The sequence below is a fragment of the Christiangramia portivictoriae DSM 23547 genome (assembly GCF_000423045.1).
Taxonomy (GTDB): domain Bacteria; phylum Bacteroidota; class Bacteroidia; order Flavobacteriales; family Flavobacteriaceae; genus Christiangramia; species Christiangramia portivictoriae.
In genome coordinates this window covers 645,519-666,338 of record NZ_AUHF01000001.1, presented here as the reverse complement: position 1 = coordinate 666,338, position 20,820 = coordinate 645,519, and the positions used below count along the sequence as shown (strand labels likewise).

Here is a 20,820-nt window from a genome sequence, read left to right as displayed (position 1 = left end):
AAAGTTATTAAAAGATTAAGAATAAGCGGCATCTGCCGCCACAATCGTCTTAATTTTAGCTTTTTGTAGATCAAATCTATCCTCACACAATTATGAAAAACCATAAGCATACCAATCAGCTTATCGATGAAAGCAGTCCATATCTCCTGCAGCATGCACATAACCCTGTAGACTGGCGTCCCTGGAACGATCGCTCTCTGGAGGAAGCTGTAGAGAAGAATAAACTGCTTTTAATAAGTGTAGGATACTCAGCCTGTCACTGGTGTCATGTAATGGAGCATGAGAGTTTTGAAGATCCCGAAGTAGCTGCCATCATGAATGAAAATTACATCTCTGTAAAGGTAGATCGCGAGGAGAGACCCGATGTAGACCAGGTTTACATGAACGCGGTACAGGCAATGACCGGGATGGGAGGCTGGCCAATGAATGTGGTCGCCTTGCCCGATGGAAGACCGGTATGGGGCGGTACTTATTTCCAAAAGGAGCAATGGAAATCTGCGCTTACTCAAATCGCCCGATTGTTTGAGCAGCAACCAGAGAAACTTCTGGAATATGCCGCCAAACTTGAGGACGGGATGTCTCAAATGCAGATCATCAATACGCCTGAAGTACAGAAAAATCTGGATAGCTCTCTTTTTGAGGGGATTCTATCAAAATGGAAATCTGTCATGGATCATCAAAATGGCGGGTACAACAGGAGTCCTAAGTTCATGATGCCATCCAACTATGATTTTTTATTAAGATTTGCCCGTCAGGAAAAGGACTCAGAACTTCTAGGATATGTGCAGCATACTTTTAATAAAATATCCTGGGGAGGCGTTTACGATCCCCTAGATGGAGGTTTCTCGAGGTACTCTGTAGATGAAAAATGGCACGTACCGCATTTCGAGAAAATGCTTTACGATAATGCGCAACTGGTAAGCTCCTATGCAAATTTGTATAAAATCACGAATAACAGGTGGTATGCTCAGGTGGTTGAAAACACACTCAAGTTTGTAGAAAATGATCTTCAGGATGAATCTGGAGCATTTTACTCTGCGCTGGATGCCGATAGTGAAAATGGTGATGGACGATCTGAAGAAGGTGCTTTTTATGTTTGGACCAAAGAACAACTAAAGGAAATTCTTCAGGATGATTTTGAATTCTTCTCCCAGGTTTACCGTATTGATTCCTTCGGAATCTGGGAAAAAGATCAGTACGTCCTTATTCGAACTCAGAGCCTCGAGGAACTTTCAGCCCAACTCCAACTAAGTTGGGATGATCTGAACATCAATCTGGAAGAGCTTCAGAAAAAATTAAGGTCTGAAAGATCTAAACGGTCGAAACCCGGACTTGACGATAAATCCATTACTTCGTGGAATGCGATGATGATTAGTGGATATTGTCATGCTTTTCAGGCACTTCAGAAGAAAGAGTATCTTAAAAAAGCTGAAGCCGCCATAAAGTTTATTCTGGAAAACCTCGTTCAGGAAGATAACCGACTCTTCCATACCTATAAAAACGGCACTAGCAGGATCAACGGGTATCTTGAGGATTATGCTTTTGTGATTCAGGCGCTACTGGATCTTTACGAGGCTGGCTTCGATGAAAAATTTCTCGACGTAGCGAAAACTTTGCTTGGCATAGTGGAGCAGGATTTTAATGACGATAAAACCGGGTTATTTTATTTTACCTCCTCCAGAGATCGGGCGTTGATCAACAGGCTCATCGATGTACAGGATAATGTAATTCCCGCAGCCAACTCGGTTATGGCGCATAATTACTACAGGCTGGGTAAACTTACTGGCAATACAGCCTATGTTAACCGGGCCGAACAAATGTTGCAGGCGGTACTACCAGAGATCAAGGATTATGCACAATCCTACTCCAACTGGCTGATGTTATTACTGAATTTTACTCATCCTTTTTACGAGATCGCGATCACTGGAAACAATGCAGAAAAATTGAGTGAAAATTTCCAGCAGTATTATGTACCAAATAAAGTGCTCGCTGCTACCAAAAAAGAGTCTGAGCTTGGCATTTTAAAAGAACGGTTAAAAAGCGGCGAATCATTGATCTATATTTGTGAAGAGGGTAAATGCCAGCTTCCAGTTCGTAGCTTCAGGGATGCTTTGGAACAGATGATTTAATTTTTAACAAAAAATAAACAGGATATGCCCTCTAATTTTTTAGAATAGGGGCTTGAACTTAAATTAGATAAAAAAGAATGGACAAGTTGAACAACTACGGCGAAATCGCGAAAGAATACGCTAACAAATTTATCGATTATCTCCCTACGCTAATCGGTGCGATCGTGCTGCTGCTTGTAGGACTTTGGGTGATTAAACTCATTGTAAAATATTTAAAGAAACTATTCGACAAGAAGGATTATGATCCTACACTTGAAAAATTTACTGTAAATGCAGCTAGCTGGGGTCTAAAAGTACTTTTATTCGTACTGGTGATCACGCAGCTTGGAGTGGAGAGCGCTTCTCTTGTCGCCGCAATTGGTGCCGCAGGTCTTGCCATTGGTCTGGCCTTGCAGGGTTCGCTGTCAAATCTCGCTGGTGGAGTGCTTATCATCGTTTTAAAACCCTTTAAGGTTGGAGATTGGATCGAAGCACAGGGAGTTTCTGGAAGCGTTGTGGAAATCTCCTTGTTTTATACCAAACTGGATACCTTCGGGAATCAGAGAGTTGTGATCCCAAATGGAGAACTAAGCAATGATAATATTACGAATTACAGCTTCAATAAAACTCGTAAAGAAAACCTAAGCTTCGGGATTTCTTACGATGATGATATTAAGAAAGCGAAAGAAGTCCTTACCAATATGGTGATGGAACAGGAAAAAATTCTGAAAGATCCGGCACCACAGATCATTGTTTCTGAACTTGGTGACAGTTCAGTAAACTTCTCTGTACGTTATTTTGCTGAATTACCAGATTTCTGGGATCTGCACTGGTATATGATCGAAGAAGGTAAAATAAGACTCGAGGAAGCCGGAATGACCATTCCTTATCCACAAAGAGATGTTTACCTGTATGATCAAACGAAAATGAGAGGAACTGAAAGAGACAGGAGATCGGCAGAATAATTAGCCAATCAAAAAATCCTTGAGGTAATAAGGCTCAAAATATGCGACATCTTCGGTGTCGCTTTTTTTGTACTTACTCTCTGCGATTTCTGCCATTTCTGAAGCTGAAGGGAATTTTTGTTCGTGGAATACAGCATTTTCAGAAGAGATGATCTCGCGGAACTTCGCCACGCCATTCCCAATGAAATGCACCCTGGACTTCTGAAGGTAATCTGCAAAAGAATTTTCATCCAGGATTTCAGCATTCGTATCGCGTACCTGCGTTAGATCTTCAGAAAAAACAGCAGCATAGACTTCCATTCTTCTGGCATCCAGCATGGCGATCTTCATTCCAGGTTCGCTCTTTAATTGTTGTGCCAGTAAATCCAGGGTTGGCACAGAGATCATTGGAATGTTAAGAGAAAAACATAAACCCTTGGCAGCTGATACTCCTATTCTCAAACCTGTATACGATCCCGGACCTTTGCTAATAGCGATGGCGTCTAGATCCTGAAGCGTTTTCCCAGAATCCTTTAATACATCCTGAATAAACAGATGTAGTTTTTCAGCATGGGAATACCCTTTGGTATTGTCTTCTTTGAGGCTAATTAGTTTTCCATCCAGAGAAAGACCACCTGAACAGTTGGTCGTAGCCGTTTCAAGACATAAAATAGTTGCCAAATCTTAAAAGTTTATTCGGCCTCTTCTTCCTCCGTTTGTTGCTTTTTCACCTCGATATCATCTCCGGTATTAAGACTTTTGGTAACGGTATTGTAAGGGCCGGTGATTACTACATCACCTTTCTTCAGGCCTTTGGTGATCTCGATCTGAGCATCGTCCTGAATGCCGGTTTCCACGACGCGAAGTTTAGCTTTTTGTCCGTCTTTTACAAACACACATTCAAATTTTTCACTTCCTTCGCTGGCAGGTGCCGTTCCATAAGTTTTCTTGGTTGCCGTAGTATCAGATTTGATCACGATCGAACTAATAGGCACTCCTATTACTTTCATTCGTTTATTCGTGATAATATCTACAGTTGCAGTCATTCCCGGTCGAAATGGTGAATAACTCTCTGGCTTTCCTTCCATCAGGTCCTCGTATGATTCCTTGAGAATACGAACTTTAACCTTAAAGTTTGTAACCTGATCTGTGGTAAGAGTATTATCTGCAGTATTGCTAATTTCAGTAACGATTCCTTTGAAATCCTTGCCTAGATATGCATCAACCTCCACCATTGTGGAATCTCCCACGCTTACTTTAACGATATCATTTTCATTTACATCTACCTCAACTTCCATGTTGTCAAGATTCGCCACACGAAGAATTTCGGTTCCCGCCATCTGCTGAGTACCTACAACCCTTTCTCCAAGCTCGGCATCCAGTTTAGAAATCGTACCGCTCATTGGAGCATAAATATTGGTACGCCCAAGGTTATCTGTCGCCTCGGTCACCGTAGCAGCACTACTTTGCATGCTGTAATAGGCAGATTCTTTGTTAGCCTCCGCCATTTCATAATTGGAAACAACACCATCCCATTCAGCTTTTGAGATCACTCCTTTTTCAAACAGGGTTTTGTTACGATTAAAGTCGGCTTCAGCCTGCTTCAAATTCGCCTGCGTCTGTGCATAATTCGCTTTGGAGTTTGAATAACTTGCTCTGGCTCTCTGTACGCTGGACTGGTAAATATCAGGATTTACTTTTACCAGCAGATCTCCTTTTTCCACAAGCTGACCTTCAACTACCGGTAGTTCAATGATCTCTCCGGAAACTTCAGAAGAAAGTTTAACTTCCACCTCCGGCTGAATTTTTCCTGTCGCCGAAACGGTTTCGATAATGTCTACCGGTTCAATTTCAGTGATCTCCACTTCTTTGATATTGGCTGAGCTACCAAACCAACCGGCTTTCTTACCAGCTACTAAGACAACGATTAAAACGATGATGATCCCAAGGATGATGAAAAGCTTCTTCTTATTCATTATTTACAGTTTTAAATCCCTAACCGGAATTCCAAAATAAAGTTCTACAACTTTCAGTTTAAAAATATAATCGTATTTGGCTCTTAACGCCTCTCTTTGCGTATTCTCAAAACGGATCTTAGCCTGGCTAAAATCAAATGCGTTGGTAAGACCAACATCGTAACGCTCTGTAGCATATTCAAAAGCTTTTTCCTGCGCTTCGGAAGCTACTAAAGCAGCCTCATAGGCTTCAAAAGCTCCTTTAGCATCTGTATACGCCTGGTACACATTAGCTTCCAGATCAAGTTCTGCCTGCTCCAACTGGAACTCGGCTCTTTTTACATTGATCTCGTTTCTTTTTACTGCATTTCGTGTGGAAAACCCGTTTAAGAACGGAATACTCAACTGAAACCCATAACTAATCCCGTCATTTCTGTATAACTGATCGAAAAATGGCAGCGGACTTCCAAGTGTTGGTATCGTATTGGGGGCAACCACAATTTGTTCTGTATCCTGCACCAAACCAATTTGTCTTGTAGGCTCTGTAGGATCCAGTACTGCCCCGGTGATTCTACCCTGTCCTGTTTCCCTGGTATTATAGTTAAAGAAAGCTCCTAAAGTTGGCAGGTAAGCTCCTTTCGCCAGAGCAACATCCTGTTCTGCCAGGTCTCGGTTAGCTTCAGCTATTTTTAATTCTGATCGTTCCTCCTTAGCCTTTTCAATCACATCATACACAGAGTTCGCCAGGATCTCGTTTCCGAAGACCGCATAATCACGATCTACAATATCAAAATTCTGATAATCTCTAAAACCTAAGGTTTGAGCCAGGCTGATAAGAGAAATCTGGATCTGGTTTTCTGCAAGAATGATTCGCTGTTTCTCATCTGCCATGGTAGCCCTGATTTCCAGTAGATCACCCTGCGGCAACACACCGGCTTCCACCAGGTCTTCAGTACGCTGTAATTGTTCTCTGGTCACTTCATTCTGTGCCTGTAGTACATCAAGGTTTTGTTTACTGAATAATACCTGCAAATACGCATCTGCCACAAACAGGGCGATATCATCCTCCATCTTATCCAGCGAATACTGGCTGGCCAGTCTTGAAATCTTAGCTCTTTGAAGTTGTTTGAAATTTCGTAGTCCGTCGAAAATAGTAAGACCCGCAGTTAAATTTGCAGAGAAGTTTCTTACCGTTTGATTCTGAAGAATTCCAGTGGTCACGTTCTGAGTAAGACCGGTATTCCATGCATTGGTGGCCTGCCCGTTGATACTTGGAATGAAATTGCCCAAAGCATCCAGCTTCTCTATTTCAGAGAGTTCCAGATCAAGTTCAGATTGTTTAACCTGAATGTTATTCTGCAATGCGTACTCCACACATTCTTCCAGTGTCCACTCTTTCTGCTGCGCGCTCATCATTCCGCAGAAAAGAAAAAAGCTAACAAGTAAACTATAATTTTTCATAATATAATTCTGTATGATATGTCTTTAAAAGGTACAGGTTGTTACACCTAAAAATTAAATTCTAGTTTTGAGCAAGATTTTGGGGAGCTTTAAGCTGATTCCATACCTTGATTTTATCATTCATTTCCAGTCCCTGGGTAACCTCCACATGAATACCGTCGCTTACCCCAAGTTCAATTTCCCTGCGTTCAAATTCCTGATCTCCGGTCATGATCTCCACAAAAGGTTTCTTGGTCTCATCATCAAACTGAACCAGAGCCTCCTTAATGGCCAGTACATCTGTGGCCTTTGCCAGAATAATAGAGGCATTGGCGCTGAGTCCGGCTCTAATAAAGGTTGTATCTGCTTTGTTCAGGGTTCCTTTGATCTCAAACTGGATGGCACCGTTCTCCTCTACTCCTTTGGGAGCAATGTAGTCCAGTACTGCATCGAAAGATTTATTCTCGATGGCACCAACGGTTACTTCAAGAGGGAGATCTTCTTTGATCTTTCCAACTTCACTTTCATCCACTTTCCCTTCAAAGATCATTTCATTCACATCTGCCAGAGTAGCAATGGTAGTACCATCATTAAAATTGTTGCTTTCGATCACCTGGTTTCCGGTCTTCACCGGAACATCCAGCACCATTCCTTCAACCGTGGAACGTATGAGGGTATTCGCCGCACTACCTATACCACTGGTGGTTCCGGTTTTGACGATCTCGTAATTTTGCTGTGCTGAGCGAAAATTCTGCTGACTTCTTTGATAAGAAACTTCAGCAGCATCATAATCATTTGCAGAGATCACGCCTTTATCGTACAGTTCCTTCTGTCTTTGATATACTTTCTTTTCGTTATCAAGGTTGATACGGGCAGTGGCCACGTTATCTTTCGCGCTTTGTAGTGATGAAACATTTGGTATAACGCGAATTTTGGCAATTAGATCCCCTTGTTTGATCTTATCTCCAGCCTCGATATATATTTCATCGATAATTCCTGAAATATTTGGCTTGATGAGCACTTCTTCCTTCGGAACGATCTTCCCGGTTGCTACGGTTTTCTTGATAATAGTTTGTTCTGAAGGTTCTTCGGTCTGGTAGACAACTGGAGCTTCTTCACTTTTTTGATAGAGATAATAAAGCGCCCCAACGAAGGTCACCGCTATTAACACTAAAATTCCGATGGTTACAAATTTTTTCATTTCTTGATTGTGTTTCTATTTACTAACTATTCAGTACGCAGCGCATCCACAGGTTTTACCTTGATGGCGTGCTGTGCAGGTATAAGGCCGGCCAGAAGACCAGAGATTATTAAAATACTAAGGGCGACGATTACCACTCCCAGGTCTACGGAAGGGTTTAAAAACATCATTTCTGAAGTATCCATCTGCTCCAGTTGGAAATTGACCAGCCAGATCACCCCGGTAGCCAGAATGATTCCACTCATACCTGAAATGATGGTAAGAAAGATGGACTCCATTAGGATCTGCCCTCTTATAGACCACGGAGTTGCTCCAAGCGCTCTTCGCACACCAATTTCATTGGTTCGCTCTTTCACTACGATGAGCATAATATTACTAATCCCGATAATTCCTGAAAGTAATACCAGCACACCTACGAAATATGCCACAGCTTTGAGCGCTACGAACAGTCCGTTTACTTTAGAAAACTCCTGGTATAGATCGAAATTGCCTACGGCACGATCATCCTCTGGATGAATTTTATGACGTTCCTTGACCAAATCGATGATATCTCCTTTTAGTGCGGTTATACTATTATTGTCCTGGGCAGTAATGGCCATCCAGCCTACTTTATTCCCGCGATTGAAAGCCTGAGAAAATGCGGTAAAAGGAACAAAAATTTCTTTCTGTCCTTCCTCGGCATCACCACCCCGACTTTTCTTTTTGTAAGTTCCAATAACCATGAAATTCACTCCGCTAATCTTGATATAAGTTCCTAGCGGATCTTCACCCTTATCGTAAAGCGCAGCCTGTACCCCGGTTCCTATAACCGCAACCTTCCTTTTCTGTTCGATATCTGAATGATTCACGAACCTGCCAGAAGTAATATCCATGGGTTCCTGCTGAATGATTTCCGGATAATCACCATAAACATTGAAAGCTCCGGTATTCAAGCCACGTACCACATTATTCTCTCCACCAAAACCACCCAGCTGATTCCTGGGAGAAACAAACCTGAGATCTGGTATTTCCCGCTCGATGGCTGCCACATCTTCTACTTCAAAGCTGTAGAATCTACCTTTCGGCATACCCTTATAAGGTCTTGACGCTACTTGTGTCCACATGAACATGGTATTGGTGGCAATACCGCCAAATCCCTGTTTTACGCCGTTTTCAAGTCCCTTCCCGGCAGCAAGCAGAATTACCAGTATGAATATCCCCCACAGGACTCCAAACGCGGTCATTAAGGTTCTAAACCAGTTCGAGGTTAACGCTTCTATAATCTCATTCCAACGATCTCTACTAAACATACTATTCGTCTCTTAGTGCTACAATTGGTTTGATCCTGGCTGCTCTCCAGGCCGGGAAGAATCCCGCCAGTGCTCCTGCAATTACCAGGATAAACACCGTATTGATCGCTACCGTAAAATTAACGGTTGGGTTATAAATATATTGAGTTTCGATCATGGGCCCTACAAACTCCAGTAAGGCGAGACTAAATATGAGCCCCAGGAAACCGGCAATGGCCGTCACAAAAATCGATTCATGAAGCACCATTCCAATAATTGAAAGTGGCTGAGCTCCCAAAGCTTTCCTTACGCCAATTTCACGGGTGCGCTCTTTTACGATAATAAGCATGATGTTACTTACCCCCACTACACCCGCGATGATCGTGCAAACACCAACACCCCAGAAGAACAATTTGATCATGTCCATCAAAGTGAAAAAGCGTTTTGCATTTTCAAGAGAGTTATTGACGTAGATCGCACTGTTATCATCTGGCGCAACAGTATGTCGTTCCTTTAAGAATTGGTCCAGTTCTGCTGTAAACTGCGTGGAAGCGGCTACAGACTTGTCAAAATTGTCTTCAGGTTTAAGTGTAAGATACATTCGGGCTATATCATTTCCACCTCCAAAAGCTTTTTGCGCAGTAGTAATGGGAATGATGGCACGGGATTCTTCACGTTCCCCGCCAGGATCGGTATAAACTCCAACAATTTTAAAGTTCACTCCAGAGACCTGAACGTATTTGCCAATAGGATCTTCATCTTTAAAAAGATCAAGCTTTATACGCTGGCCTATCACCATATTCTTTTCTGAATTGTCCAGGTCTGAAATATTGATAAATCGTCCTGTAGTCAAGGTGTTATTCTCCAGAACCTGGTAGCTGGGAAAACTTCCGTAGACCTGGTAGGAACCAGACTCTTTACCATAAGTAAGCACCTGTCCCCACTGCTGGTATAAGGAGGCGCTTTTATCAAGTTTATCCCCATATAGTCGCAGGATTTGATCATAGTCTTCATTCTTAAACTGAATGCGCCTTCCCGGGTTCAATCCCTTATACTCCTTGGAGGTCATTCCAGGATACACCAGCATCAAATTTGAAGCATCCTGCTCAAATTCACGGGCAATTCCATTTCTCATCCCTTCTCCAATTCCAAGTAGAATCACCAGGATAAAAATTCCCGATGCGACTGAAAGTCCCGTGAGAAAAGTTCGAAGTTTATTTTTACGGATGGTCTCGAAGATCTCATCCCAACGATCCAGATCAAACATGGTCTAATGCTCTTACTTGTGAAACCGGGCTATCTTCGATAATTAAACCGTCTTTTAAATTCACGATCCTTTTGGTCATCTGGGCGATGTCATTTTCATGCGTCACTACCAGTATGGTTCTCCCTTCGTCATTAATCTTCTGGATCAAATCCATCACTTCGTAAGATGTTTTAGTGTCCAGTGCACCGGTTGGCTCATCTGCCAGTAATACTTTGGGGTCACTCGCCAAGGCCCTTGCAATGGCCACACGTTGTTTCTGTCCACCTGAAAGTTCATTTGGTAAATGTCCCGACCACTTGGCCAGACCAACTTTCTCGAGGTAGCTCATCGCCCTGTCCATACGTTCGCCTCGGGCAAGTCCCTGGTAATACAAAGGAAGAGCGACATTGTCCAGAGCAGATTTGTAGCTGATCAAATTGAATGACTGGAAGATAAAACCCAGAAATTTATTTCGGTATTTGGCTGCCTGTTTTTCACTCAGCCCTTTTATGGGTACTCCGTCAAGCATATAGGAGCCTTCATCAGCTTCATCCAGCATACCCAGGATATTCAATAGTGTAGATTTTCCGGATCCTGAAGAACCCATGATGGAAACGAGTTCACCTTCAGCAACATCGAAATTGATCCCTTTGAGTACGTGCAATGAATTCGCACCCATTTTATAGGATTTGTGAAGATTGGTAATATTGATCATGATTGATGGTTATTAAACAGAAGAACCTGTCTTCCATTCAATAAGACTATCAAAAAAATGAATTGTTACAAAAACGTTAGGGAAATTGTAATTCTTAAACTTAAGTTTACATGAGGTTGTAACCTAGACCTGCTCTTTGTCTTTGCGTTTCCAGCTGCGGTAAATAAAATATCCAATGCCACCTATAAGCAAATAAGGAAATACCATTAGATACAGGATCCCATCATTAATCCCTTTTGCGGTGCTTTGATCACCTTCACTTTCCAGCACAGCTCTGCACATGGAACATTGTGCTTCCGCATTATCAGGAACCAGGAAAAATATTGTGAGCAGTATGCTAAAAATAAATATCTTCTTCATCTTCAGTCCTTTGACTCTAACGGAAAAGATTTCCGTAGCGATTAATAATATGGCATCATAAAAAGGAATACCAGAACTCCGGTAACAGCAACATAGAGCCAGATAGGAAAGGTCCATCTCGCGATCTTCGCATGCTTGCCATATTCCCCACTCAAACCCCGGTACATGGTAAACAGAACCAAGGGTACAATGATACCAGACAAAATTATATGGGAGATCAATATGAAAAAATAAACATACCGAAGAACCCCTTCTCCACCATAAGGCACCGGCTCATTGCTAATCTTCGAGAGCACATAGCTTACCAGAAATACAGCCGACAAACCAAATGCTGCGATCATGGTATTTCTATGGGCAATGAAATTATTGGCTTTCATGAAGTAATACCCAACTACCAGTAAAATAGCAGTTAAAAAATTCAGTACTCCGTGAAAAAGCGGAAAAGTGATCGAATCGGTCCCAAAAATATTATACCGCTCCGGTAGCAGCATAAGAATTACTACAATGGCAGGGACAGCTATAGACAGCCCTATGATAACAGGAACAGCGATCTTGTCGGAACTATTCATGGTAGTTTTCAAAGTAAATTATTTATGTCTTCAATTAGTATTTCTATCTGCGGTTCTTCCTGGTCGCCAGTAACCGACTTGTTACGTTCCACAGAACCCCGGTAATAAATGATTGGATTTCCAAAATCATCGGTTCTTGAGCGAATATAACCTTCCTGATCCACCAGCGCGAACCATCCCTGGTGAGCGAACCCCCCGGCAACAGAGGCATCTTCACCGGCATATATACCAAAACCTTTATTGGCCACCTCGTAGATCTTCTCACGATCTCCTGTAAGCAAGTTCCAGTCTGGATCTGTGATCCCATACTTCTCTGCATACTCAGTGAGCACTTGCGGGGTATCATGCTCTGGGTCTATAGAAAATGAAGCGATTCCAAAATTAGTAGCATTCTTAAATTCATTCTGAATTTCTACCAGATTTTTATTCATGATCGGGCAGATGGTTGGGCAGGTTGTAAAAAAGAATTCTGCCACATAAACCTTTCCGGCGTAATCCCTGTTGGTGATCGTATCCCCGTTCTGGTTTATAAATTTAAACTCAGGTGCTTTCTTTCGCTCTCCGTCAATCTCCAGATACACTAGAGGAACATCTGTTTTAGAACGCTTTTTATTCGTCGGTTTATTCAAACGATCAGCTTTAACGATCTCATTGTCGCTAATCCGGTCTATGATCTTTGGAATGAAAATGATCCCGAAAACCAGGATGATCAGTGAAATTCCTATATATGAGTAATTTTTCATTAGATCTTGTTATCGCGATTGTTACGTTTTAAAGCCAGCCGGTATTCAGCAAGAATGACCTTCACATCATCATTCATCTTATTATTGAGCTCTGCGACATCACGGGAATCGTAGCCATACAGTTCCCCATGATCTTCATCATCGTCCCGTCCACGAAGATTGCGATCTTTATCTACAATATAAACATATGGAGTATACTGGTCCTGATCAAGTTGGTGCGGGCTCTCAAAACTCTCAAATACAGTTTCTATTTCTTCGGAAGTTGCGTAAGCAATTTTCCATTTTGAGGATTCACTGATCTTTTTAAATTCTTCAATGAAATTGCCAGTCTCTTCTTTGGTTTCAGAAGGAAGTATTAACACAAACTGGAAGTCATCAAAATCGTAGTATTTCTCGAGGATCTTTTTGTCAAGATTAAAAGTGTTGCCTTTGATCTTCTCCAGGTCTGAACCAAAAAAAGCAACCACGGTAATATGTTCATTAAAACTAAGTGTAGTATCGGTATTGGTTTCCATACCATCGATATCGCGTACGTTTTCTGTGAGTACAGGTAGCCGTGCGAAATTATTCTTACCAGAGGCAAAGAACAAATATGCGGTAATTGGAAGAGCGAATAATATACCAAGAACTAGAAACTTCTTCATAGCAATGAAATGCTTTACAGACGGGTACAAAAATAAAAAGACGGTTTTATAAAACCGCCTTTTCAATTGCTTTTAACTTTTGTTAGAAGTCCCAGGCTACATGCCCGTTCTTATACACTTCGTAGATATATCCACCCTCGGTAAGAAGGATGAAAATAAGGTAGGAAATAAGAAATATAGACGTCCATACAATCGCTCTTCTAAGTCCTTTGGTTTCATGCTCCAGGTGCATGAATGACCAGGCGATATAGTACGCCTTATAAATTGTAAGTATGATAAAGATCCAGTTAAGCAACCTCATCCCAAGAAACATAGTATCGGTTAAGAAAGCAGGTTTAATAATTCCCAGAATTACTTCTGCGATTGTTACTACTGAAAGGATTCCAAAAACAAACCAGATCCTTTTAGTTGCAGATCCTTCGTGCGTGGTATTGTGAGCCATAATAATTTATTTCAGAATTAAACCAGGTAAAAGAATGTAAATACAAATACCCAAACTAAATCTACAAAGTGCCAGTAAAGACCAACCTTTTCTACCATTTCATAACTTCCTCTTCGTTCATAGGTTCCAATAACCACGTTGAAGAAAATGATAATGTTGATAATGATTCCGGAAAGTACGTGAAAACCGTGGAAACCAGTGATAAAGAAAAAGAAATCTGCGAAAAGTGGCGGCCCGTACTCATTATGAGTAAGGTTAGCACCTTCTACAGTTCCCACAGCATCAGCGTTAAGCTTAGCCAGCGACTCATCTCTGCTTAAAATGGTTTTCTCATTTTCTTCGTTGAAAACCTGTGTCCTGATAAGAAGATCTTCATTAGCTGCAAAGCCAGCTTTGATCTCATCCAGAGAATATTTTGGCAGCTCTGCGCCAGAATCAAACCAGATCCCATTGTTCGCTTCGTGCTCTACTCTATCTCCCTGCATAGGAATAGCAACTTCAGATAAAGCCACACGATGTCCTTCACCATCAACAAACTGAAGAATGTTTCCTCCTTTAGTAGTTACTGCTCCATATTCCCCACTAATAAAATTTTTCCACTCCCAGGCTTGAGATCCCACGAAGATGATTCCACCAATAATGGTAAGAAACATATACAAAGTAACTTTCGCCTTATTCATATGATGTCCTGCATCTACAGCAAGTACCATAGTTACAGAAGAAAAGATAAGAATAAAGGTCATTAAAGCCACATAATACATTGGAGCGTCTACTCCATGTAAGAACGGGAAGTGATTGAAAACCTCATCGGCTATTGGCCAGGATTCAATAAATTTAAAGCGTGAAAAACCATAAGCGGCAAGAAACCCTGAAAATGTTAAAGCATCAGATAGGATGAAGAACCACATCATCATCTTACCATAACTAGCTTTTAGTGGATCATTACCACCACCCCAGGTTTTTCCTTCAGTGCCTGTTCTAACAACAGTAGCCTCCATAGAAGTGTTTTAATGTTAAAGGATGCGCAAAAATACGCAATTTTATTATTTAAAGAAATATAAAAAGATAATCAGGTAAATCCACAGGAAATCAACAAAGTGCCAGAATGTTGCACCAAGCTCAAATCCAAGCATTTGACCTTTATTATAACGTTGTTTAAAATGGTTATAAATTAATACCAAAAGCACGATCAATCCTATGGCCAGGTGGGCCAAGTGAGCCAGTACCAGGACATAGATAAACGAGGTTGTAATCGTACTCTCACTACCCGTGAAATAATACCCGGATTCCACAATTTCTGAAAAGCTATAAAATTGAAAAACAACAAATAAAATTGCAAGAATCAGTGTCCCTATGAGGAATGCCGAAGCGTTCTTTCGATCACCAGATTTGATTGCCTTTTTAGCTAGCCAAAGCGTAATACTACTCCCTACGATAACGAGTGTGCTCCATAGAAATGAAACAGGAAGCTCAAAATCTGTCAACCAGTCTGGCCTGTTCTTACTTACTACATAAGCACTGGTCAAGCCAGCGAAGGTCATAACCATGCTTATGATCCCAAACCAAAGCATCATTTTCTTTGCCCTGGCCTGTTTAATTTCGTCTGATCCCTGTGTTAAATCCATTGTCTAATAAATTTATCAAGTACATATACAATTTGAAGCAGCGTGATGTAAGACACACTGGCAAACATTAATTTTTTTGCCGCTTCCGCGGTTTTTTCTCTGAAAAGCCTGATGGCATAATACATCATACCAAGTCCCAGCAGCAAAATGATTACTCCAGAAACCGGAGTTAGATATAACTTACCTGTAACACCGAATACCGGGATCAACGAAACCATGATCGTCCAGCAGGTATACAGGATGATCTGCACCGCCGTACCCCGATCACGTTTTCCGGTAGGAAGCATGAAGAATCCACCTTTTTTATAGTCGTCATACAGCCACCAACCAATTGCCCAGAAATGCGGGAACTGCCAGAAGAACTGGATCATAAACAAAGTTCCAGGCTCAATACTAAAGCTTCCTGAAGCCGCTACCCAACCCAGCATAAAAGGAATTGCTCCCGGAAATGCTCCAACGAATACCGCCAGAGGAGTTTTTGTTTTCAAAGGCGTGTATAAGCTCACATACATGAAAATGCTGATTGCGCCAAACATAGCCGTTTTTGGGTTGATGACGTATAAAACAACCAATCCCAAAACCGTAAAAATACTTGCAATGCTAAAGGCCGTGGTAACAGACATTCTTCCTGCTGGCAGTGGACGGTTTTTCGTACGGTCCATAAGGCTGTCCAGGTTTCTTTCAATGATCTGGTTATAAGCATTACTTGCTCCCACCATGAGGTAACCACCAATCGCAAGCAAGGTAACGGTAACAAAGTCTATGGAATCGGCACCTAAAAAATAACCCGCCACAGAGGAAAAAACCACACTAATGGCCAGCCTCATCTTAGTAATTTCCTTAAAATCTGAGAGTATGGAAGCGCTGGAATTATGTACGCGAGTGTTGCTCAAAAAAGCTTTTTTTTAACTTGTGCAAAGATACTCCTTAATTAGGTTTTGGCAAGGCTGGCAATGTGTTAATTTTCAGGCGTAAAAAAGCCTAGTAATCAAAATACCAGTTGAATATATCTGTACGTAATCCAAAGTTGATCCAGGTCGTGGAAATTTCAGAATTTAAAGCAGTATTCACCTGTGGATTAAAGTCCCTGTATATAAAACTGGCGAACAGTTTTAAGTTCGTGGTTGGGTTTACGATATATCCTGCTTCCAGTTCGGAATAGAAAGAATTTGTAGTGTTCCCCTGCCCTATTTCCACACCGGTTTCAAAGGGCCGGGCCTCTTCACTCCTGTAAAGATCCTGGCCGTAGTACGCTCCATCTTCAGAAAAATCAAAACCGCGTTTCCCCAGAATCAGCTTCGCACTGCCATAATAGCGATCCTTTCGATAACGGGCGATCCCGACGAATTCCCGAAAGTTCGCACCCCATAAATGAGACATTGACTGGTTATTGTGAGCATAATTCAGCGTAATGGAATTATGGGAGTACGTATATGGACGAACCTGATTATATTCAGCCTGAAGGTAAAGATCATCTACCTTAAAAGCATCAAAGTATTTTAAACCCAGCTGAAAACCGAGCTTATTCTTCCAGCTTCCTTCCCCTCCAAAGACATCTGTTGAAGAAAATTCGTCAATCAGCCATTGCCCATACGTATACATCTGGTTAGAGATTTTATATTTTCCTGTTAACCCAATAATCGCATTTCCGCCATCGGCACCAGTAGCAAATTCTATCGCGCGATAGAAAATTACCGGATTCAGATAATTAAGATCAAAACCGCGATCATTGTCATTTTCCCACATGACCGACTCAAAAAAGCCAAGATTTAAACGTTTGGTGAGATTAAGACTCAAGTAATGATTAGCTATGTATTTTGTACGGAAAGAACCACTGTTGGTTACCTCGGGACGAACATCCCTTAAAGACATCCAGGTGTTTGTATATTTTATCTTCCAGAACTTCGTATTCAGCTTTAAATATGGATAAGGAGAAGGATTATCACTCAGCAGGAGGGATCGGTAGCCATCACCTATAAAATTGTTACCATGCCCGAATTGTATATTGATAAATTCTGAAGGAGTAAATGACAGATAACCTTCTGCAACCGGGTAGTCATACCCATCATTCATAAAAGTTTTGGCGATCCCTCTACCCGGTACGATCGCCGGATCACCTCCTGCAGGTCGTATGGATTCTGCAAAATCATTATAATACTGCGCAAACCTTCCCTGGCTCTCATAAATGACCGAATAAAAATTGAACTTTTTACCCAGACCACCCTGAATGATGAATTCCCGGGTATTGTTATAGGTAAATTCATGCTCTATCTGCTCGAAATCCTTTCCAATTTGCAGGTCAAATCCTGGATCTATGGTAAACCAGTATTTATCTGTCTGGAACCTGACGAGGTGTTCATTCCATAATTTTCGCCCGGCATAGGTACTTCGATCCTGAAGCAAATTCTTGCGTTCAGCATCAAAATCGTAATAGTCGCCAATCTCTGAGAACATGAGTGGTTTGGAAGCCGAGTGAGAATTGAGACCTATTTGGTTGATCTCAGCATCAAACCGGCTATAATACTCATGAGATAACGGGATATTGATCTGGCTGCTATATCGTGGTTGTGTAAAATCATCAGATTGTATGCTTTCATATTCATCAAGTATATTGGACTCTACTTCCTCTTTTCGGTCCCGTACTACTACATCCTGTTTCTTTTCTTCGGAAATTTCTTCGACCGGATATAATGCGGGATTGGAACCTAACGGAAGTTGCAAAGGCATTTTAAATTGCATATGGATCGCCCGGCCATTGTAGGTAGCCGGTTTCAATTGCGGCAGCTCATTAAAAACCCTTCTCACTTCTGTCTTCAATTCTTCGTATGCGGCATCCAGATAGATCACCTGAAACAGTCCGTCTTCATCAACCTCAAAAACTATGGTGATCTTCCCGGTGTAGTTTTCCTGCTCGAAAGACTCCGGCAATCTGAATTCATCTTTAAATTTTTCGAGCAACGTGTTTTTAAAGCAATTTTCCTGGTTTGTGTAACTAACATTGGAGCATTCGTCAAATTCCGGATAGATTTCAGAAACCGAACTCGCATCCTGAGCTGTCACGTTGAAACATAGAATTGCAAAAATCAGAAGCAGGCAGTACCTCATAGGTAAGTAGCAGGTTAGTTGGTGCCGTAATATACACAAAACAGAAGTATCCTAAAATAAAAAATCCCGGCCATGGCCGGGATTTAAATGATATTGAGAGAAAACTTAGTCCTGTACTTTGAAAGCAATAGGAAGGGAGTACATAACACCTACCGGCTTTCCTCGCTGCTTACCAGGCTTCATTTTAGGAAGACTGTTAATTACTCTGGCAGCTTCTTTCTCAAGTCTAGGGTGTGGAGCACGAGCTCTTACCTGACCAATATTCCCTTTTTCATCGATTCTAAACTGAACAATCACACGGTTGATACCAGAAAGGCCTAACTCAGATCCAAGATCTGTATCGAACTCCTTGTTCACGTACTTGCTGATCTTTTCACTCATACAAGCTTTACGCTCATTATTGTTTTTTAGATTTTCACATCCAGGGAAGATTGGCACATCTTCAATAACCGCGAAAGGTACATCCGCTACCTCTTCTTCTTCAACAGCCTCAACAACTTCTTCTACTTCCACGATCTCATCAAGATTGGTCTCTGTAGACTGGATTTCATCCTCTTCTACTTCTTCCTCATCTTCAACAACCTCGATCACTTCCGGTGCCGGTGGTGGCGGTGGAGGTGGTGGAGGTGTGTTCATCATTTCTGTAATTGGCACATCCTCTTCATCAAGTTCGTCCATATTTAACTGCCCGATATCTACAGCTTCAGGATCATATGTCTTCCACTCTATTGCCTGCCAGGTAATTAGCAGAACAAGAATAAGACCTAGCTGCAAATAAAGAGTTCTGTTTCTATTTAAATCAGCTTTTGGATTTTTCTTAGGTTCCATAATGCGTTTAGTTGTTAAGGGTTGCTAAAATAAAGATTTTTTCTAAAAAACTAAATTAATCTGACAGAATAAGTAATTAATCTACCGCTAATTTTCAGTTTAAGCTCAAAACTATTGAACTTTAAATCGTATCGGGATGGCATAGGAGACGGGCACAGCCTTCCCTCTCTGCTTTCCAGGTTTCATTTTCGGTAATTTCGAGATCACACGTTTGGCCTCTTCTTCAAGCTTAGGATGAGGAGCCCTTGCCTGCACCTGCTCGATCTCACCTTGCGTATTCACAACGAACAATACCGTGACCAGGTTTACACCGGTAAGGCCCAGTTTCTCTCCCAGCCTGGTGTCAAATTCTTTTCCAACAAAACTGCTTATCTTCTCACTCATGCAGCTTTTTCTTTCTGAATTATCGTCAAGATTTTCACAACCGGGAAATAAAGGCACATCTTCGATAAATTTGAATGGTACTGTCACCTCTTCATCGGGTTCAGCATCTATGATCTCTTCTGGTTCCACGATATCGTCCAGATCTACTTCAGTGGATGCAATATTATCTTCTTCAACATCCTCATCATCCGGAGCAATTTTAATTTCTGGCGGATCTACGGGTGGCGGAGGTGGCGGTGGTGTTTGATCGTGTATGGTAACGGGCACATCTTCCTCCTGCAGGTTGTCTATTGCCATAGTTTCACGACTTGCCTGCTCGGGATTGTAGGATTTCCACTGGAATGCCTGCAGGGTAATGAATAAGGTAACAATGAGTCCAATTTGGAGAAAAAGGACCCAGCTCCGACGAAGGTCGGCTTTCGGGTTTTTTTTCGGTTTCATAAAAAGCGAGGTTAATAAAGGTTAATTACAAAGAATACCTGCTTTTCAACTTTTTAAAGGTTGGCGCCATAACCAGGAAAAAGATGACTGCAAGCATCACACCAGTTGAATTTGCCAGGCCATCCCACCAATCGGGTGTCCTGTAACTGGTTAGAGTTCCCTGTAAAACCTCAATTAACATACCAAACAGAAAACAGGCGAACGCAACCCCGTAAAGATTGGGACGGTAACGCCTAAAATCAGCACTTTTCAGAATAAAAAATAATTTCCACAATAGGGTCAAAAACAAATATGCTCCGGCATGGAGCATTTTGTCTGTAGGATCGAAACCACCTACACTTACTTTAAAGTTCATCACGATCAAGGAAAAATACGTGATGGCAGCAGTATAAAGAAGCGCTAAAACTAAAACTATTTTATGCACCTACTACTTCCTGATATTCTTCAGCAGAAAGAAGACCTTCAACTTCAGACGGATCTGATAATTTGATCTTGATCATCCATCCATCACCGTAAGGATCATTGTTTACCTTTTCTGGCTCATCTTCAAGACTATCATTAAATTCGATGATCTCTCCTGAAACTGGCATGTAAAGATCTGAAACTGTCTTAACAGCTTCCACGGTTCCAAAAACCTCTTCTTTTTCCAGAGTTTCATCGAGTGTCTCCACCTCAACATATACGATATCCCCAAGCTCACCCTGGGCAAAATCTGTAACTCCGATAGTCGCAGTATCTCCTTCAATTTTAACCCACTCGTGGTCTTTTGTGTACTTTAATTCTTGTGGAATATTCATGTGCT

General features: G+C 41.6%; 22 protein-coding genes. 2 read left to right on the top strand and 20 right to left on the bottom strand.

Annotation, left to right across the window (positions count from 1 at the left end; translation table 11 throughout):
• The first annotated feature begins 92 nt into the window (after positions 1–92).
• Positions 93–2,129 carry a thioredoxin domain-containing protein gene (locus G529_RS0103195; RefSeq protein WP_026914165.1) on the top strand — a complete coding sequence of 679 codons (2,037 nt, stop codon included), beginning with the start codon at positions 93–95 and terminating at the stop codon, positions 2,127–2,129.
• Positions 2,130–2,206: 77 nt separating this feature from the next.
• Positions 2,207–3,073, top strand: a complete 867-nt coding sequence (locus G529_RS0103190; protein WP_026914164.1) for a mechanosensitive ion channel family protein — start codon at positions 2,207–2,209, stop codon at positions 3,071–3,073.
• On the opposite strand, the gene tsaB is transcribed toward G529_RS0103190, so the two are convergent.
• The 20 genes from tsaB to gcvH form a co-directional block, all read right to left on the bottom strand.
• Positions 3,074–3,733, bottom strand: coding sequence for a tRNA (adenosine(37)-N6)-threonylcarbamoyltransferase complex dimerization subunit type 1 TsaB (gene tsaB / locus G529_RS0103185; protein WP_026914163.1), 660 nt, complete (start codon positions 3,731–3,733; stop codon positions 3,074–3,076).
• Positions 3,734–3,744: 11 nt separating this feature from the next.
• Complete coding sequence (locus tag G529_RS0103180) at positions 3,745–5,028, bottom strand: efflux RND transporter periplasmic adaptor subunit (RefSeq protein ID WP_026914162.1); 1,284 nt, start codon at positions 5,026–5,028, stop codon at positions 3,745–3,747.
• Between the two features lie 3 nt (positions 5,029–5,031).
• Positions 5,032–6,468 carry a TolC family protein gene (locus tag G529_RS0103175; protein ID WP_026914161.1) on the bottom strand — a complete coding sequence of 479 codons (1,437 nt, stop codon included), beginning with the start codon at positions 6,466–6,468 and terminating at the stop codon, positions 5,032–5,034.
• A 61-nt stretch (positions 6,469–6,529) separates the two neighbouring features.
• On the bottom strand, positions 6,530–7,648 hold the full coding sequence (locus G529_RS0103170) for an efflux RND transporter periplasmic adaptor subunit (RefSeq protein ID WP_026914160.1): 1,119 nt from the start codon (positions 7,646–7,648) through the stop codon (positions 6,530–6,532).
• Between the two features lie 26 nt (positions 7,649–7,674).
• Positions 7,675–8,937, bottom strand: a complete 1,263-nt coding sequence (locus G529_RS0103165; protein ID WP_026914159.1) for an ABC transporter permease — start codon at positions 8,935–8,937, stop codon at positions 7,675–7,677.
• A gap of 1 nt (position 8,938) precedes the next feature.
• A complete protein-coding gene (locus G529_RS0103160; protein WP_026914158.1) occupies positions 8,939–10,183 on the bottom strand; it encodes an ABC transporter permease in 1,245 nt (414 codons plus the stop codon).
• Positions 10,176–10,877, bottom strand: coding sequence for an ABC transporter ATP-binding protein (locus G529_RS0103155; RefSeq protein ID WP_026914157.1), 702 nt, complete (start codon positions 10,875–10,877; stop codon positions 10,176–10,178). Before G529_RS0103155 ends, G529_RS0103160 begins: the two co-directional genes overlap by 8 nt.
• 123 nt (positions 10,878–11,000) lie before the next feature.
• Positions 11,001–11,237, bottom strand: coding sequence for a hypothetical protein (locus G529_RS0103150; protein WP_026914156.1), 237 nt, complete (start codon positions 11,235–11,237; stop codon positions 11,001–11,003).
• Positions 11,238–11,278: 41 nt separating this feature from the next.
• Positions 11,279–11,806: a DUF420 domain-containing protein gene (locus tag G529_RS0103145; protein WP_422678722.1), complete on the bottom strand. Its 528-nt coding sequence runs from the start codon at positions 11,804–11,806 to the stop codon at positions 11,279–11,281.
• Positions 11,807–11,814: 8 nt separating this feature from the next.
• Complete coding sequence (locus G529_RS0103140) at positions 11,815–12,549, bottom strand: SCO family protein (protein ID WP_026914154.1); 735 nt, start codon at positions 12,547–12,549, stop codon at positions 11,815–11,817.
• Positions 12,549–13,193 (bottom strand): hypothetical protein, encoded by a 645-nt coding sequence (locus G529_RS0103135; RefSeq protein WP_026914153.1) that lies wholly within the window; start codon positions 13,191–13,193, stop codon positions 12,549–12,551. The genes G529_RS0103140 and G529_RS0103135 overlap by 1 nt, the downstream gene beginning before the upstream one ends.
• An 82-nt stretch (positions 13,194–13,275) precedes the next feature.
• Entirely contained in the window at positions 13,276–13,635 is a 360-nt protein-coding gene (locus G529_RS0103130) for a cytochrome C oxidase subunit IV family protein (RefSeq protein WP_026914152.1), read from the bottom strand.
• A gap of 17 nt (positions 13,636–13,652) precedes the next feature.
• Entirely contained in the window at positions 13,653–14,633 is a 981-nt protein-coding gene (locus G529_RS0103125; RefSeq protein ID WP_026914151.1) for a cytochrome c oxidase subunit 3, read from the bottom strand.
• 45 nt (positions 14,634–14,678) lie between these two features.
• Complete coding sequence (locus G529_RS0103120) at positions 14,679–15,260, bottom strand: cytochrome c oxidase subunit 3 (RefSeq protein ID WP_026914150.1); 582 nt, start codon at positions 15,258–15,260, stop codon at positions 14,679–14,681.
• On the bottom strand, positions 15,251–16,153 hold the full coding sequence (gene cyoE / locus G529_RS0103115) for a heme o synthase (protein WP_026914149.1): 903 nt from the start codon (positions 16,151–16,153) through the stop codon (positions 15,251–15,253). The genes G529_RS0103120 and cyoE overlap by 10 nt, the downstream gene beginning before the upstream one ends.
• 88 nt (positions 16,154–16,241) lie before the next feature.
• The gene (locus G529_RS0103110; RefSeq protein WP_026914148.1) at positions 16,242–18,365 is read right to left on the bottom strand and encodes a gliding motility protein RemB; all 2,124 of its coding nucleotides are present in this window, start codon (positions 18,363–18,365) and stop codon (positions 16,242–16,244) included.
• A 105-nt stretch (positions 18,366–18,470) separates the two neighbouring features.
• On the bottom strand, positions 18,471–19,193 hold the full coding sequence (locus tag G529_RS0103105) for an energy transducer TonB (protein ID WP_026914147.1): 723 nt from the start codon (positions 19,191–19,193) through the stop codon (positions 18,471–18,473).
• A 111-nt stretch (positions 19,194–19,304) separates the two neighbouring features.
• Positions 19,305–20,018 (bottom strand): energy transducer TonB, encoded by a 714-nt coding sequence (locus tag G529_RS0103100; RefSeq protein ID WP_026914146.1) that lies wholly within the window; start codon positions 20,016–20,018, stop codon positions 19,305–19,307.
• 25 nt (positions 20,019–20,043) lie between these two features.
• Positions 20,044–20,442: a VanZ family protein gene (locus G529_RS0103095; RefSeq protein WP_245566884.1), complete on the bottom strand. Its 399-nt coding sequence runs from the start codon at positions 20,440–20,442 to the stop codon at positions 20,044–20,046.
• Complete coding sequence (gcvH, locus tag G529_RS0103090) at positions 20,435–20,815, bottom strand: glycine cleavage system protein GcvH (protein WP_026914144.1); 381 nt, start codon at positions 20,813–20,815, stop codon at positions 20,435–20,437. Before gcvH ends, G529_RS0103095 begins: the two co-directional genes overlap by 8 nt.
• Positions 20,816–20,820 lie beyond the last annotated feature (5 nt).